The sequence below is a fragment of the Arthrobacter crystallopoietes genome, assembly GCF_002849715.1.
Classification (GTDB): domain Bacteria; phylum Actinomycetota; class Actinomycetes; order Actinomycetales; family Micrococcaceae; genus Crystallibacter; species Crystallibacter crystallopoietes.
Map to the genome: position 1 here is coordinate 2,951,392 of NZ_CP018863.1, position 15,768 is coordinate 2,967,159.

The following is a 15,768-nucleotide window of genomic DNA, read 5'->3' on the forward strand; positions in this document are numbered from 1 at the left end:
TCAGGCGCCTTCGAGCCCGAGGAAGCGGGCCGCCGCGAGGTGGCCCGCTGTCTCCAGGCTCCAGTCGGGGCGGCGGAATAGTTCCGGCGTCAGGCGCATGCGCTGCATTGTGCGCACGTGGTCCCGGCCGGAGGAATGCCGCCAGACGCCGTTGGGCTCATAACCCAGCGACCGGGAGACGCCCAGCGACGCGGTGTTGAAGTCGAACGCCTCCGACTCGGCAACCTCGGCGCCGAGGAAATCAAAGGCATAAAGAACGACGGCGGTGCGCATCTCTGTGCCGAGCCCTTGCCCCTGCGCGGACTGCTTGAGCCACGAACCCGTGCTCACGGTCCGGGTTTCGGCGAAGCTGGTCGCCAGCAGTTCCTGGCAGCCGGCGAAATCGTTTCCCTGCCAGACACCGAATAGCAGCGACCAGCTGCCGGCCGTGGTTTTGGCCCGCTGGTGCCAGACATGGGCAGCCGTATTGCGCGGGAGTTCCTCGCGCGGCGCATCCGTCCAGGGGAAGGAGAAAGGCGAGACATCCGGATCATGGATCCCGCTCAGCACCGCATCGACCATCGCCGGGATGTGGTCATCGGCAACCGGACGCAGCTGCAGCCGAGGCGTGGTCAGGGTCAAGCCGAGCACGGGCCAGATATCGGTCAGCTGCGTCATTGGTCTTGTCTACCACACCGGCTCAGACGGGCAGGCTCACCAGGACCTCGGTGCCCTGCCGGGGCGCGGTGTGCAGATCCAGGCGGCCGCCGGCGGCGGACACGGTGTCCTGCAGGATCTGCAGTCCAAGGTGGCCTTCCGGGGCTCCGGAAGACCGTTCGAAGCCTGTGCCGTCGTCGTACACCGCCAGCTGGAGCCGGTCACCACTCCGGCTGAGTTCAACGCTGATCACGCTGGCGCGGGCATGTTTGATGGCATTGGTGATGGCTTCGCGTGCCGCACGGTACAGCAGGGCCGCCTGCTGCGCGTCCGGCGCAGGGTCGCCGACGACCCGCAGGTGCCACTCAAGCCCGCGGGCGCGGACCGGATCGCCGAGGCGCTCGAGGGCGCCGGCCAGACCAAGGTCGGCAAGGTCCGGCGGGTACAGCTCGGTGGTGATGCCGCGCAGGGCGCTGATGTTGTCCTGGACCAACGTCCGGGTCCGGGCAAGAAACTCCTTGGACGGCGGCTGGTCCTGCAGTTCGAAGGACTCCAGCGCGTAGGCCACGCCGGACAGATCCTGGATGACATCATCGTGCAGATCCCGGGCCAGCCGCTGGCGCTCAAGTTCAGAGGATTCGATGGCGCGCTGGAGCAGTTGGCGCCGGGTGGCGCTGTCCCGTTGCAGCCGGCGCGCCATCCGGAGAGCCGGGACCAGCTGGACGAGCTGGAGCACCGCGAGCGCCCCGAGCACCGGCGGCAGGATGCCCAGCATCATCTCCCGCTCGTCGGCGCGCACTTCGTCGGGCTGGTAATACGTCTCGTACAGCACGGGTTCGCTGCCGGTGGTCCCGGTGGCGACATAGACTTCCAGCATCTCGCCCTGACCGCTCTCGAAGGTGTTTTCAAAACCCGTCTGGGGCTCGAAGTGGGCGATGCCGGGGTGGTCCCCGGCGAGCAGCTCCTGCTGCCAGGGCTGCAGGTCGAACTGCTGGCCGATTAGCGAGCGCTCGTCCGAGTAGATGATGACCCCATCGGCACTCCACACCTTGATCCGCAGGATGCGGTGGCGTTCAAACCGCGGCTGAAGCAGCCGGTCCATCCGGTCCAGCGCACCGGGCTCGCCGGCCAGCAGCCGTTCATCGATGAACGGGGCCACGGCAAAATCAGCCGTGCTTTGGGTCCTTTCGATCGCGTGGTCGATGGCCTGCTGACGGGAGATGGCGCTGGCGCCGATGACCACGGGAACAACTACAATCAGCAGCGTCGCCAGGCTGCCGATGAGGAACCTCCAGATTGCCCGCCGCATCTCGGAGTTTTCCGGAACCAGGTGCGGCGCATTCGGATTGCTGGCACCGGTGGCACCCGACGGTGCCGCCGCCAGCGGCCACCACTTCTTTTTCGTCCGGCGGCCCGAATCAGGGTCGGCGGCAGGGCCCTCGGGGGAAAACTGGTTGGCCGAAACAGGGGTGACGGAGGCGGGCTCTGCTGCAGCGGGCTCCGGTGACGACGGCGCTGCCGAAGAGGACACTGGCGAAGCGGACTCCGCCGAGGACCCGGCTTCAGCACTGACCTCGTCCGCGGAGGCTCCGTCACGTACCCCGCGGGCCGGGCTAGCCATCCCTGTCCGCCGTCAGGAGCCCCAGGCGACCGGCTACCGCCACCGCTTCAAGCTGCGTGTGTGCGTCCAGCTTTGCCAGGATGGATTTCACATAGCCGCGGCAGGTGTTTTCCGTGATGCCCAGATGTTTCGCGTTGGCCCGGACGTCGTGTCCGGCCGCCATCAGCCCCAGTACCTGACGCTCCCGCTCGGTCAACGACGGCGTGTCCGCGGGCTGCGAAGCCGAGGCCCTGCTGGCGATCGCCAGCAGGGACGGATGGATCACCAGGGAACCCGTGCGGGCATGCCGCAGGGTATCCAGCAAGGTGGCCAGCGAGCCGTCCTTCGGCAAGAAGCCGCAGATTCCGGTGATGGCCGCACGGCCAAGGATTTCCGGCGACGGATCTCCAGTGAGCACGATGACGCGCGTCAGCGGATTGTGCGCCAGTATTTGCTCCGCAGCGTCGAGCCCGTTGCCATCCGGCAGGTGGTAATCCATCACCACCACGTCCGGTTCCAGCGAGCGGCACAGTTCTACGCCGTCCTTGGCGCTGCCCGCGATGCCCGCGTTCTCCAGATCATCCTGCCGGTCCAACGCATCCGACAACAATTCCGCAAATGTTGTGTGGTCATCAACGACCACAACACGGGCTACATCCCGTGCATTTTCTTCGGTCATAGCAGTGTCCCCAACCCAAGCCCCCCGACACGGTCATAGAGTGAGTATGCTCTATCAGCGTGTGCTTGTACATAGCTTCTTTGCGGCAGCACCGTGGTTCCGCGCCGTCGCCAGGGGTCTGTTACAGACTTTGACGACGGCGCAGCCTGCCTGTTGCCGCGCTCGCACCCTCAGCGGTGCTACCTCATGCTCAGCTAGCGGCGAGTGCTTTGTTCAGGAACGAACTGATGACCCTGCTGGCCGATTCGTGGTTGCTGCCGGTCCTGAAGCCGCGCGACCGCGAGTGCGCCGCCGCCATCGCGCTCTCGCGCAACGACTGGGCACGCATCCGCTCGTTCAGGTACAGCAGGGCCTCCAGGACCTCGGACAGTTCGCCGTCGGTCTCTGCGGTTTTCTGCAACAGCCGCACGTGCGCTTCCCGCAGGGCGGGGCCCGGGGCGCAGCCGAGATCACGGTCCAGCAGTCGCCGGCACTTGTCGTAGGCCTGCAGGCCTTCGGCATAGCGGCCGGCGCTTTCCAAACTGGTGACCAATGCGGACCAGGCCCGTTCGTTCAGCGGCTCCGTTGCCACCGCTTGCTCGGACCACTGGACAGCTTCGTGCGCCTGTCCCAGGCCGGCGGCGATTTCGGCCGCCCGGATCTGGGTGGCCGTCACTGCGGCCGTGTGGTGGTCGCGTGCTTCTTCGGCCCATTCCGGTGTGAGCTCGTCGCTGAGCAACGTTCCGGAGCCGAAGTTCAGCGCCTGGGTCAGTGCGGCGTAGGCCTGCTGTGGCTTGCTATGCTCGGCGAGGTCCACCAGGTCGTTGAAACGCGCCAGGTCGAGATCCACCAGGGACGGTTCCAGCAGGTAGCCGCCGTTGGCGGTACGCAGCGGGCCGGTCTTGGCGCAGCCCGGCTGCAGGTTGCGCCGCAGGACGCTGACGTAGCTTTCCAAGGTGGCCAGGGCCTCGCCCGGAGGCCGGCCGCCCCACAGCAGCTCAACGAGTCGGTCCTTGGAAACCGGAGTACCCAGTTTCAACAGCAGAATTTCGAAGATCTGCCTGGGTTTCGGGCCGCCCAGCGTGGCTGCCGTCAAAACGGTGTCGCCGCGGCGGACCTGAAGATTACCGATGATCCGAACAGAAATGGGCATGCAATGCCCGGCTAACATTTGCTCCACGATGTCCCCCTCGTAGGTAGCACCCCCAACGAATGCTGGTTCCATCCTCCAGTGCGTCCCTATTCTGCAACAGCCCCGATTGGGGTTAGTCGGTTACCCCAATTTTGGGGGTGGTGTACATCACATTCCCGTTCGAGGTTTTTCCCAAGCCCGTCCAGCGAGAGTGTTTCTACACCTTGAACCTGCAAACGGCCCACGGATGGCCCGGTGCCGGCTAAGGGTGCGGCGCCTGAGTGCGCCATCCGGTAAGACCCCGGACCCCGGTTGCCCGCCCCCAACAGCCGGGGTCCGGGCCTGCCTGTGGGTCAGGAGACCCGCCACATGTCTGGCGGCGACCGCCAGGCTGCGGTCACGCGGTGTGCGGCTGCAACGGCCAGGGGATGTGTTCCCGCACATCCGTCAGGTTCATGCTGACCTCGACGAAGAGGTCATCGAGCATGTATTCGTCGACGCCGAGGATGCGCAGCGTGTGGCCGCTGCCGGCATCCGGCCCGTCCAGTGCCGCCGCGGAGACGCAGACACCGGTCTGCCAGTCGATCCGGACCAGGGAACGGCCGGGTCCGATCAGCGGGTGTGCCGGGTCAAAGGGCTTGTAGGTCCGGTTCGGCGAGACGACAGCTTCGAGCGCCTTGCGGCCGTTGTAGTTGACTTCCGCGAGCGAGAGTATTTCCACCACGTTGGCGTAGGGGACTTCGAACGATACGGGCGCATTGCCCGCCAGCTCCACCGGATCAAGCATCGCGGACCAGCGCCCGTTGCCGAAAACCGGTTCGCCGTAGGCGGCCTCCGGTCGCCGGCGGACGAGGTTGATGTCGTTGTACACCGGCGTCACCAGATGCGGCGGCAGCAGCCAGGACTTACGGGTGGCGCTGACGTAGAAGCCGCCCTTGGAGTCGTTGATGCCGGTGGTGCTGAAGAGCAGCCGGCCGTCCGTCGTCTCGACCCGGAGGGCTGCGGGACGGCGGGTCCAGGCACGGAGCCCGGTGCCGGTGCCGTCGTCGGCAGTGGAGGCAGTGGAGGCACTGGATGCGGTGTCGGTGTCGGGGGTATCGGCGCCGTCGTCGGCATGTACCGCGGGGTCATGCGCGAAGACTTCGAAGCGCAGCGTTTCCCATTTCCAGGGCGAGGACCGGCACAGGCAGCGGAAAAGCTCAGCGCCCTCGGCCGAGACATCGTCAACGTGGTTCAGAATCTCCCCGGCGTCCATATCCACAGTGTAAGACTTCACACTGCACTGCGGGCCGGGCCGTGAAGTACGTTGGGAGCTATGATCCAGGAACTGGCCCGGCTGTGGAGCGTCCACCCGTTGGCCTTCGCCGCGCTGCTGGTTGCCGCGGTCTATTTGGTGGCTACCGGCGCCCTGCTGAGCTGGATCGATCTGCGCACGCACCGGCTGCCCAACCGCATCGTCTTCCCGGCCTACGCGGTGGCGGGGGTACTACTAACGACGACGGCGCTCGTCGCGGGCGAGCCGGACAGGCTGGTGCGGCTGCTCGCCGGGGGAGCGGTGCTGTGGATCTTCTACTTCGCGGTTCGTTTCGTGTACCCCGCCGGGATGGGGTTCGGCGACGTCAAGTTGGCCGGGGTGCTGGGGCTGTACCTGGGCTACTTCGGCTGGGGGCACCTGCTGGGCGGGACCTTCGCCGCCTTCCTGCTGGGCAGCTTGTACGGCGTGGCCCTGCTGCTGGTCCGGCGCGGGACCCTGAAGTCCAACATCCCGTTCGGCCCGTTCATGATCCTCGGTGCCCTCGCGGCGGTGGCGGTCCCGTTCGGCTTATAGGCTGGGAACCATGCCTACACCGGATTTCATTCTTCAGCTGCGCGAAAAAATCGGCCAGGACCTGTTGTGGCTGCCCGGCGCCACCGCAGTGGTACTCGACGACCGGGACCGGGTGTTGCTGGGGCGGCGTGCGGATAACGGCATCTGGACCCTGATCACCGGAATCCTGGAACCGGGGGAGCAGCCCGCCGTCGGGATCGTCCGGGAAGTGTTCGAGGAAACCGGCGTGGTGGCGGAAGTGGAGCATCTGGCCGAGGTGTTCGCCGGCGGCCCGATGGAGTTCGTCAACGGCGACCAGGCGCAGTTCCTGACGCTGAATTTCCGCTGCCGGTATATTTCGGGCGAGGCCCGGGTGAACGACGACGAGTCCTCCGCGGTGGGCTGGTTCGCCTTGGGTGACCTGCCGGAGCTGCCCGACTACCACCGTGCGCGGTTGAGCGCTGCCCTGCGGGCTAACGGCGTGCCGGAGTTCGTGCGCTGACGCGGTGGACGGATGCTGGCCTTCCGGCGGCCTGGCCAGCGAGACAGAACGGAGAAGGATGGACATCCTCACGGATGTCCATCCTTCTCGATGGTGCTTGGGCCGTAGCGCGCTGACCTGGCCTGGCCTGACGCGGCCAGCGAAGCCCGTGTTACCGGCTAGACCCGCTGCTGTCCCGGGATGAACCCGCGTTGGCGGGCTGGCCCGCGTCGACGAGATCCCCGCCGTCGTCGTTCGGATCCTTGGAAGCGACGGGAACCTGGCGCCCCGCGGCCTGGGCTGCTTCCCGCTCGGCCTCCAGCCGCACAGCTTCCTCGCCGCCGATCGCCTCGCCGCGGGCGACCATGCCGGCCACGTCGGAGAGCGGGATCTGCTTCATGGTGATGGCCAGCACCAGTGCGATGACCAGGAAGGGCACGAGGTACCAGAAGACCGGCGCCAGGGACTCGGCGTAGGCGGTGACAATGCCGTCCTGGACCTGCTGGGGCAGTTGGCTCATTGCCGCCGGCTCCAGCGTGGCGGTGGCGTTCGCTGCGGCTTCGGGCGAGGCCCCCGAGCCCGTGAACACGTCGGTCAAGGACTCCGACAGGCGGGAGGTGAACATCGCGCCGAAGATCGCCACGCCCAAGGCCGCTCCGACCTCGCGGAAGTAGTTGTTGGAGCTGGTCGCGGTGCCGATCTGGTCCACGGGCACCGAGTTCTGGACCACGAGGACCACCACCTGCATGATCAGGCCGAGCCCGGCGCCGAAGAGGAACAGCTGGGCGCAGATGACCCAGATCGGGGTAGCTGCCTCGAGCGTGGTCATCCACAGCATCGCGGCGATCACCACCGCGCTGCCGGCGATCGGGTACGCCTTGTACTTGCCGGACTTGGTGATCGCCAGGCCGGACCAGATGGACGTGCCCATCATGCCGACCATCATCGGCAGCATCAGCAGGCCGGAGACCGCGGCAGAAGTGCCGGAGGACATCTGCAGGAACGTCGGGACGAACGCCAGCGCGGCGAACATGGCCACGCCCAGAGTGAAGCCGATGGCCGTGCTGTTGATGAAGATCGGGTTCTTGAACAGGCTCAGCGGAATGATCGGGTCCTCCGCCTTGCGCTCCACGAGGACAAACGCGACGGCGGCAAGCAGCATCCCGGCACCGAAGAGCCAGGTCAGCGGGGCGCCCCAGCCGTAGTCGTTGCGTCCGCCGAAGTCGGTGAAGAAGATCATGCAGGCGGTGGCTGCGGACAAGAGTACGACGCCGGCGATATCGATCCGCTTGTCGGACTTCTTGTTCGGCAACGTCAGCGCGAAGTACGCGATCAGGAAGGCAATAATGCCGATGGGAATGTTGATGTAGAAGGCCCACTGCCAGGTCAGATGGTCCACGAAGTAGCCGCCGAGCAAAGGACCGGCAACGGCGGAGAGACCGAAGATGCCGCCGAGCGGGCCCATGTACTTGCCGCGCTCATTGGCCGGGACGATGTCGGCGATGATGGCCTGCGAGAGGATCATCAGGCCGCCGCCGCCCAGGCCCTGCATGGCGCGGAAGACCACGAAGGTCCAGAAGTCCGGGGCGAACGCGCAGCCGACCGAGGCCAGCGTGAACAGCGCAATGGCAAAGAGGAACAGGTTGCGCCGGCCCATAACGTCGCCGAACTTGCCGTAGATCGGCATCACGATCGTGGTGGCCAGCAGGTACGCCGTGGTGATCCAGGTCTGGTGCTCCACGCCGCCAAGCTGGCCGACGATAGTGGGCATCGCCGTCGAGACGATGGTCTGGTCCAGACTGGCCAGCATCATGCCGGCGATCAGCGCGGAGAAGATGATCCAGATGCGTTTCTGGGTCAGCAGCAGCGGGCCCTCGGTCCGTGCAGCGGTAGCGGTCATGAGGTTCCTTGGTGAGGATAGTGGCTGCAGACTCAGGGTTGTCTGCGGCGACTGGGCGGTCAGGTGGTTGTCGTGTGTGCTGCCGGGTGGATGATCGTGCGGACGGCGTCCACCGCTTCGGTCAGGACCTCGCGGTAGCCGCGGGTGTTCCACGGGGCGAAAAACTCTTCGCCGGCCTGCTTGGAGATGGCGGTCAGGACGCCTACGGCGAGCCGGATCCGCAGGTCCTGGGGCAGCAAGCGTTCACGCGCCGCCAGCAGCTGGGCGAAGGCTGCCTCGGCCTTGTTGGATCCGTGCACGGCCTTGTCCAGGAGCTTGGGTTCGGCCGTGATGGCCTCCCGGAGCCGGACTACGTCCTCCCGGCTCATCGCCAGGCGGTCCATCATGGCGCAGGCGAGCTCGATGAAATCGGGCAGCAGGGTCGGCGAGATTTCATCGGCGGGAAAACCGGCTCCGCCTTCGACGAACACCTGCGCCAGCGCTGCCGGGATGTGGTCCATCGGATCACCGAGGATGGCGTCCTCTTTGCCGGGGAAGTAGTTGAAGAACGTGCGGCGCGAGATGCCGACTTCTTCGCAGAGCTGCTCGACGGTAAACCCGTTGACGCCGTGCGCGGCGGTCAGGGAGCGGGCGGCGTCGGTGATGGCCATGCGCGTTGCAGCGCGTTTGCGCTCGCGTCTCCCGCCGCCGTCGTCCTTCGTACTCTCTGCCACCGTTGAATTTTTGCACTTTTACAGCAATAGTGCAATTTAGTGGGCTGCGCCACAGGAGTCGCAGGCGGCACAGCAAAGCGCCCCCGGTCCGGTGTGGACCAGGGGCGCTTTCAGGTTCGCGCGGGTAGCGCTACCTGTCGTACTTATTCGGGCTTGCTTGAGCTTGCTTGCGCTTACTTCTGCGGCGGGGTGGTCATGGACAGGACGTCCAGGGCCTTGTCCAGCTGCTCTTCGGTCAGTTCGCCGCGCTCGAGGAAGCCAAGGGCGACGACGGACTCGCGGACGGTCAGGCCTTCCTTGACCGCGTGCTTGGCGATCTTGGCGGCGTTCTCGTAGCCGATGTACTTGTTCAGCGGGGTCACGATGGACGGCGAAGCCTCGGCCAGGAAGCGGGCGCGTTCCACGTTGGCGGTCAGGCCGTCGATCATCTTGTCCGCCATGACGCGGCTGGTGTTGGTCAGCAGTCGGATGGACTCAAGCAGGTTCGCAGCCATGACCGGGATGCCCACGTTCAGCTCGAAGGCGCCGTTGGTGGAGGACAGGGCGATGGTGGTGTCATTGCCGATGACCTGGGCGGAGACCATGATGGCGGCCTCGCAGATGACCGGGTTGACTTTGCCGGGCATGATCGAGGAGCCGGGCTGCAGATCCGGGATGGCGATTTCGCCGAGGCCGGTGTTGGGGCCGGAGCCCATCCAGCGCAGATCGTTGTTGATCTTCATGAACGAGTAGGCGATGTTGCGCAGCTGGCCGGAGGCTTCCACCAAACCGTCGCGGTTGGCCTGGGCCTCGAAGTGGTCGCGGGCCTCGATCAGCGGCAGGCCGGTGTCGGCTGCGAGCAGCTCGATTACGCGGGCGGAGAAACCGGCGGGGGTGTTGATGCCGGTGCCGACGGCGGTGCCGCCCAAGGGGACCTCGGCCACGCGGGGGAGCGAGGCGTTGATGCGCTCGATGCCGTAGCGGACCTGCGCGGCGTAGCCACCGAACTCCTGGCCCAGGGTGACCGGGGTGGCGTCCATCAAGTGGGTGCGGCCGGACTTCACAACGTCCTTGAACTCCACGGCCTTGCGCTCCAGCGAGGCGGCCAGGTAGTCCAGCGCCGGGATCAGGTCATTGATCAGGGCGGACGTGGCGGCAACGTGGACCGAGGTGGGGAACACGTCGTTGGAGGACTGCGAGGCGTTGACGTGGTCGTTGGGGTGGACCACCTTGTCGCTGCCGGACTCCTTGAGCGAGCGCGAAGCCAGCTCGGCCAGGACCTCGTTGGTGTTCATGTTCGAGGACGTGCCGGAACCGGTCTGGAACACATCGATGGGGAAGTCGCCGTCGTACTTGCCGGAGGCGACCTCGTCGGCAGCGGCTTCGATCGCCTTGGCCAGCTCGCCGTCGAGCACGCCCAGTTCGGCGTTGGCGGTGGCGGCGGCCTTCTTGATTCGTGCCAGCGCCTCGATGTGCGCGCGCTCCAGCGTCTTGCCGGAGATCGGGAAGTTCTCGACGGCGCGCTGGGTCTGCGCGCGGTAGAGAGCGTTTACCGGGACGCGGACCTCGCCCATGGTGTCGTGTTCAATGCGGTACTCAACGGAGTCGGCAGTAGTGGAAGTCATGCCCTCAGTTTCTCCCACGGCGTTAGAGCGCACCAAATCCTGAGACAAGCTCGGCCCGGCCCTCGGCGAGCCGGTAGGTGACGCCGATGACGGCAACTTCGCCCTTGTCGACGGACTCGGAGATGACGCGCGAACTGTCCACCAGCCGCTCCGCCACCTGCTGCACGTGCTCGACCACCATGTCGTTGACGTCCTCGAAGCCGTTCCGCCGGGCGGCGAGGACGGAGGGCGTGATGCGTTCGACCAGGTCGCGCAGGAATCCCTTGGGCATTTCGCCGGTGTCCACGGTCTGTTTGGCGGCGGTCACCGCGCCGCAGCTGTCGTGGCCGAGCACCACGATCAGCGGGACATCCAGCAGGCTGACGCTGTACTCCAGCGAACCGAGGACCGCGTCGTCGATGACCTGGCCTGCCGTGCGGACCACGAACGCGTCGCCGAGGCCAAGGTCGAAGATGATTTCGGCGGCCAGCCGGGAATCCGAGCAACCGAATATTACGGCGAAGGGATGCTGCTGGTTGACCAGCGAACTGCGGCGGGAGGCGTCCTGGTTCGGGTGGTTCGAGGAGCCGGCGACGAAGCGTTCGTTGCCTTCGCGGAGCTTTTGCCACGCCAATGCGGGGGTGAGGTCTGTAGTCACCCTGCTTACTTTACTGACGCGAGCCGACTGGGCCGTTTCCGTTGCGGTGCGTTACGCCGGTTACTTTTCGGCCGGCTCGCCCTGGGCCAGCTCCTCCACGACGGCAGTGCCGAGGGTGTCGAACTCGTCCAGGTCCGCGCCGCCGCTGAGGATCACGGTGAAACCGTCCTGCTCCAGCACCAAATGCTTGCGGTCTTCGCCCCTGTCGCGCAGCTCCCAGCTTTCGCCGCCGGCCTGGCGGTCGCTGGTGATGGGCGCGTTGTCAGTAGTCTGCGCGATCCAGGTGGGATTGGCCTTATCCGTCTGAGTCAGGGCGATGTGCTGGCCCTTCGGAGTGAGGTAGCCGACTTCCCAGGAGGGGACCGCTCCGGTGCCGCCGGTGTTCCAGCGGGCATAGTTGGCACGCCACGGTTCCGGCAGTTCGACGGTCAGCGGCTCGTAGCCGGCGGTGGCCGCGGCCTGCGATGCCGTGCCGGGAACGTCAATGTTACGTTCGTAAACCTCGGACTTGCTGGCGGGGTTCAGGAAGAAGACCGGCAGGAAGATCGCGATGGTCAGGCCCAGGGCAATCAACATGCCGGTCACCGTGGCATTGGCACGTTTGGCCTGTTTTGCCGTCAGAACCGGGGTTGCGGCAGGCTGGTCTGAATCTTCGGGGCGCACTTCACTCACCCCTCTATCGTCTCTTAAACTACGGCACCCTTGCACCGCCGTCGTGCTTTGAATGGGTTTGGGTGTGGTGGATAAGTCGGACGTGCCTGTCATCACAGACTCGGCAGGCGCCCCGGCGACTATGATCGGAAGTACAGGAAAACCGATGCAGTCCCGATCGGAACTGCGCCCAAGCCACTCGAAGATGAGGTTCTCGTGTCCAAAGCCGCACCGGCCGCCCAGTATTCAACGCTTTCCCCGTCCCTGGCTGTCGCCGACGATGGGCCGGACCGCAACCTGGCCCTGGAGCTCGTCCGCGTGACCGAAGCTGCCGCCATCGCCGGCGGCCACTGGGTTGGCTACGGGGATAAAAACACCGCAGACGGCGCCGCCGTGGACGCCATGCGTTCCTTCCTCTCCACCGTCCACTTCAACGGCGTTGTGGTGATCGGCGAGGGTGAAAAAGACGAAGCCCCCATGCTCTTCAACGGCGAGAAGGTCGGCGACGGTTCGGGTCCCGAGGTTGACGTGGCCGTGGACCCGATCGACGGCACCCGCCTGACCGCGCTGGGCATCAACAACGCGCTGTCCGTGCTGGCCGTGTCCGAGCGTGGCAGCATGTTCGACCCCTCGGCCGTGTTCTACATGGAGAAGCTGGTCACCGGTCCCGAGGCCGCGGACCTGGTGGACCTGCGCCTGCCGATCAAGCAGAACCTGCACCTGATCGCCAAGGCCAAGAACAAGAAGGTCAACCAGATCAACGTGATGATCCTGGACCGCGACCGCCACAAGCCGATGGTCGAAGAGATCCGCGCAGCCGGCGCCCGCACCCGCTTCATCATGGACGGCGACGTGGCCGGCGGTATTGCTGCCGCCCGCGAAGGCACGGGCATCGATGTCCTGATGGGCATCGGCGGCACCCCGGAGGGCATCGTCACGGCGTGCGCCATCAAGTCCCTCGGCGGCGTCATCCAGGGCCGGCTGTGGCCCACCAATGACGAGGAAAAGCAGAAGGCAATCGACGCCGGCCACGACCTGGACCGCGTGCTGACCACCAATGACCTGGTCACCAGCGACAACTGCTACTTCGCCGCTACCGGCATCACCGACGGCGACCTGCTGCGCGGCGTCCGCTACGCGTCCAACACGGTGCGCACCCAGTCCATCGTCATGCGCTCCAAGTCCGGCACCATCCGCTTTGTCGACGGCGAGCACCGCGCCGACAAGTGGGAAGGCTACGAGCGCAAGCACTAGGCTTCCGCGGCGGCGGGGGCTGCCGCTCCGGCGGCGCGGCCGCTGTTCCGTAAAGAAAACCCGCTCCGGCTCAGGCCGGGGCGGGTTTTCTTGTGGCCGGCTGGGCCCGCCAGCCGCGTTGCGACCCATGTTCTGGCCTAACGGTCCATGTTTTGGATTCCAGTAAGGCGCTGACTTGGGGCGATGTTGTGGGCACGTTTTAAACATGGGCTGCTAGGCGGGGCGACAACGAACAACGACGGCGAAGGACCGCTTCGGCGGCGAGGCCTGCCTGACCCGCTGAGGGGCCGGAAGCCCCTCAGCGGTCGGCGGTCAGCGGCCGAGCTTGGCGCGCACCTTGTCGAGCATCGGGCCAGCGGCGGAACGTGCCTTCGCCAGTGCAGGACCGGCGGCGGTGCGTGCTTTGTGCAGGGCCGGCACTGCCGTATCGCGCAGCTTGCGGGCAAGGCCGTAGGCGGAGTGCATCACCTTGTTGACCGGCAGGTCCCAGGAGCCCGGGTAGGCCACCTCGAAGCCGCCGAAGGAGCGCTTGAAGCGGGAGAAGCCGGCCCAGGCATGGTCCGGTTCGTCCTCGGGGGAGACGCCCCACATGTCGAAGCGGGTCATACCCGAGGCTTTGGCGTCCATCATCATGGTGACTACCAGCGGGATGCCGGCGTTGAGCTTGCGGTAGGTATCGTCGGCGGCCGCATGGGCGTAGACGCGCGTGGTCTCCGTGTCATAGGACAGGGCTGCCGCGATCGGGGTGCCCTCCAGCTTCGCGATGAAGATCTTCGCGTTGCCGGCCGGCACCAGGGCCTGGGCGGCGCGGGTGAGGTAGTCATCGGACTGCGCCTTGAATTCGGCCCGCTCCGAAACGTCATGCAGGAAGCCCAGCAGGATGGAGATGTCCTTCGGATCGGTGGAGATCTCGAAGGTCACGCCCTTCTTGTGGATGTTCCGGTAGAGGTTCCGGCTGGTGCTGCGCATGTCGGCCAGGATCTTGTCTTCGTCCTGGGTCAGATCCACCATCCAAGTCAGGTGCGGCTGGATGTCGGTGGGCGCCTTGACGAGTCCCAGTCCTGCCAGCTCGGCCTCCACGTCGGTGCCGGGGCCGGAGGCCAGGCCCGCGTTGACCGGCTCCACGCGGACGTAGTGCGCGCCCTCGGCCTTCGCCAGCGCCGCCAGGGCGTCGAGTGCCCGGGTCAGGGCATGCTTGTCCTCGGCGGCGGGTCCGTACGGCACGTAGAGGTAACTGCCCAGCGGCGTCTTCTCGTGGATGGCCAGGAAGGAGTAGCCGTCCCCGGTGGACTCGAAGACTTTCTTCCCGAGACTGCGCTGGAACTCGGCCCAGGCGGCGGACTGCAGGATGGAGGAACTCATGCGTCGATATCCGTTCGTTGATTCACTGAACTTCATAGACTTTCATAAAACTCGGCAAACTCGCTGGCATTGCCCGCGCAGGTGACCGCAAAAAGCACGGCGGGGGAGTCCGCGTTCAGCACCGGATGGACCAGCACGGGCTGCTCCGAGGCCGGGATGAACGCCGAATCTCCGCGGTGCAGCGTCAGATCCGTAACGGGTGAATCCAGCAGCGCGCTGCCGCTGACGGCCAGCACGACAACGGGACCATGCTGCGCCAGCGGTACGGGCGTGTCGCCGTCGTTAATCTCGATGCGCTGGAGCTGGAACTCGGCGAACGGCGGGCAGTAAAGTTCCTGGCCGGCGTCCGTCAGCTTCCGTTCCACCCGGGGCGGCTCGATCGGGCGGAAATCCGTGATCTTGAGCAGCTCGGGGATGTTGATGTGCTTCGGTGTCAGCCCGCCGCGGAGCACGTTGTCGCTGGTGGCCATGACCTCGATGCCAAGGCCGCGCAGGTAGGCGTGCACGTTACCGGCCGGCAGGCTCAGCGCCTGGCCCGGCTGCAGCGTGGTCAGGTTCAGTAGCAGCGAAATCAGCGTGCCCGGGTCCTGCGGATAGAGCTCGGCCAGCCAGCGGACCGCGGCGAATTCCGGCCCGGTTTCCTCTTCGGGGACGGCGGCCAGCACCCCGGCCGTGCTGTCGACCAAAGCAGCGGACTCGGCGCCGCCTTCGAGCAGCGTCACGAAAGCGCCGCGGATGGCCGCGGATTCGTCCGGGCCCTCGAGCGACTTGATCACCCGTTCCAGCAAGGCGGTGTCCGCGTCGACGGCCTTGAGCTTGCCATGGAGCCCGCGGAAAAACCGGACGGAATCCTGCGGGTGCCGGAAGCCGCACAGGGCCTGGAACTCCGTCAGGGCGAAGAGCATTTCCGGCTTGTGGTTATCGTCGCGGTAGCTGCGTTCAGGGGAGGACAGCGGGACCTTGGCGGCGTTCTCGGCCGCAAAGCCTTCGCGGGCCTGCTCCAGCGTGGGGTGGACCTGCAGCGAGAGCGCCTCGTCGGCGGCCAGGACCTTGGTCAGGAACGGCAGCTTGGCGCCGAACAGGGCCAGCGCGTTCTCGCCAAGCGCCAACCCGGGGCCGTCGTCAATGAAGTCCGTGAGCGGCTGCTCGTCGCCGTCGGGCAAATGGACCGACGACGGCGAATCCGGGTGGGCTCCGATCCACAACTCGGCCTCGGGGCTGCCCGAGGGCTCGCGGCCGAACAACTCGGCAATCGCCGTCGGCGATCCCCAGGCATAGGGTCGCAGAACATTGGTCAGCCGGTACATTGTGGAGCCTCTTCTCTATGCAAGTA

General features: G+C 66.2%; 15 protein-coding genes. 3 read left to right on the plus strand and 12 right to left on the minus strand.

Going from position 1 to position 15,768, the window contains the following annotated elements:
* The 5 genes from AC20117_RS13870 to AC20117_RS13890 all read right to left on the minus strand — a co-directional run bounded on the left by AC20117_RS13870 (position 1) and on the right by AC20117_RS13890 (position 5,281).
* On the minus strand, positions 1–657 hold the full coding sequence (locus AC20117_RS13870; RefSeq protein WP_074699230.1) for a GNAT family N-acetyltransferase: 657 nt from the start codon (positions 655–657) through the stop codon (positions 1–3).
* 22 nt (positions 658–679) lie between these two features.
* Positions 680–2,257: a sensor histidine kinase gene (locus AC20117_RS13875; protein ID WP_083339539.1), complete on the minus strand. Its 1,578-nt coding sequence runs from the start codon at positions 2,255–2,257 to the stop codon at positions 680–682.
* Positions 2,250–2,915 (minus strand): response regulator transcription factor, encoded by a 666-nt coding sequence (locus AC20117_RS13880; protein ID WP_074699228.1) that lies wholly within the window; start codon positions 2,913–2,915, stop codon positions 2,250–2,252. The genes AC20117_RS13875 and AC20117_RS13880 overlap by 8 nt, the downstream gene beginning before the upstream one ends.
* Before the next feature lie 190 nt (positions 2,916–3,105).
* The gene (locus AC20117_RS13885; protein WP_236777309.1) at positions 3,106–4,047 is read right to left on the minus strand and encodes an AfsR/SARP family transcriptional regulator; all 942 of its coding nucleotides are present in this window, start codon (positions 4,045–4,047) and stop codon (positions 3,106–3,108) included.
* Between the two features lie 376 nt (positions 4,048–4,423).
* Entirely contained in the window at positions 4,424–5,281 is an 858-nt protein-coding gene (locus AC20117_RS13890; RefSeq protein ID WP_074699227.1) for a hypothetical protein, read from the minus strand.
* Between the two features lie 60 nt (positions 5,282–5,341).
* On the opposite strand from AC20117_RS13890, the gene AC20117_RS13895 reads away from it, so the two are divergent.
* Together AC20117_RS13895 and AC20117_RS13900 are read left to right on the plus strand one after the other, a co-directional pair.
* Entirely contained in the window at positions 5,342–5,854 is a 513-nt protein-coding gene (locus AC20117_RS13895) for a prepilin peptidase (protein WP_074699226.1), read from the plus strand.
* A 10-nt stretch (positions 5,855–5,864) separates the two neighbouring features.
* A complete protein-coding gene (locus AC20117_RS13900; RefSeq protein WP_074699225.1) occupies positions 5,865–6,335 on the plus strand; it encodes an NUDIX hydrolase in 471 nt (156 codons plus the stop codon).
* A gap of 151 nt (positions 6,336–6,486) precedes the next feature.
* Here the strand turns inward: AC20117_RS13900 and AC20117_RS13905 are convergent, their stop codons facing one another.
* From AC20117_RS13905 to AC20117_RS13925, 5 genes are all read right to left on the minus strand, one after another.
* The gene (locus tag AC20117_RS13905) at positions 6,487–8,214 is read right to left on the minus strand and encodes an MDR family MFS transporter (protein ID WP_074699224.1); all 1,728 of its coding nucleotides are present in this window, start codon (positions 8,212–8,214) and stop codon (positions 6,487–6,489) included.
* A 59-nt stretch (positions 8,215–8,273) separates the two neighbouring features.
* A complete protein-coding gene (locus AC20117_RS13910) occupies positions 8,274–8,927 on the minus strand; it encodes a TetR/AcrR family transcriptional regulator (RefSeq protein ID WP_074699223.1) in 654 nt (217 codons plus the stop codon).
* Positions 8,928–9,100: 173 nt separating this feature from the next.
* Complete coding sequence (locus AC20117_RS13915) at positions 9,101–10,531, minus strand: class II fumarate hydratase (RefSeq protein WP_074699222.1); 1,431 nt, start codon at positions 10,529–10,531, stop codon at positions 9,101–9,103.
* 22 nt (positions 10,532–10,553) lie between these two features.
* On the minus strand, positions 10,554–11,168 hold the full coding sequence (locus AC20117_RS13920) for a carbonic anhydrase (protein ID WP_074699221.1): 615 nt from the start codon (positions 11,166–11,168) through the stop codon (positions 10,554–10,556).
* Between the two features lie 60 nt (positions 11,169–11,228).
* Positions 11,229–11,840 (minus strand): DUF4245 domain-containing protein, encoded by a 612-nt coding sequence (locus AC20117_RS13925; RefSeq protein ID WP_083339537.1) that lies wholly within the window; start codon positions 11,838–11,840, stop codon positions 11,229–11,231.
* A gap of 195 nt (positions 11,841–12,035) precedes the next feature.
* Here AC20117_RS13925 and glpX point away from each other — a divergent pair, with 195 nt between their 5' ends.
* Positions 12,036–13,073, plus strand: coding sequence for a class II fructose-bisphosphatase (gene glpX, locus AC20117_RS13930; protein WP_074699220.1), 1,038 nt, complete (start codon positions 12,036–12,038; stop codon positions 13,071–13,073).
* Between the two features lie 312 nt (positions 13,074–13,385).
* Here the strand turns inward: glpX and AC20117_RS13935 are convergent, their stop codons facing one another.
* Complete coding sequence (locus tag AC20117_RS13935; protein ID WP_074699219.1) at positions 13,386–14,435, minus strand: lipid II:glycine glycyltransferase FemX; 1,050 nt, start codon at positions 14,433–14,435, stop codon at positions 13,386–13,388.
* A gap of 32 nt (positions 14,436–14,467) precedes the next feature.
* The gene (gene manA, locus AC20117_RS13940) at positions 14,468–15,742 is read right to left on the minus strand and encodes a mannose-6-phosphate isomerase, class I (protein ID WP_074699218.1); all 1,275 of its coding nucleotides are present in this window, start codon (positions 15,740–15,742) and stop codon (positions 14,468–14,470) included.
* Between the last annotated feature and the right edge of the window lie 26 nt (positions 15,743–15,768).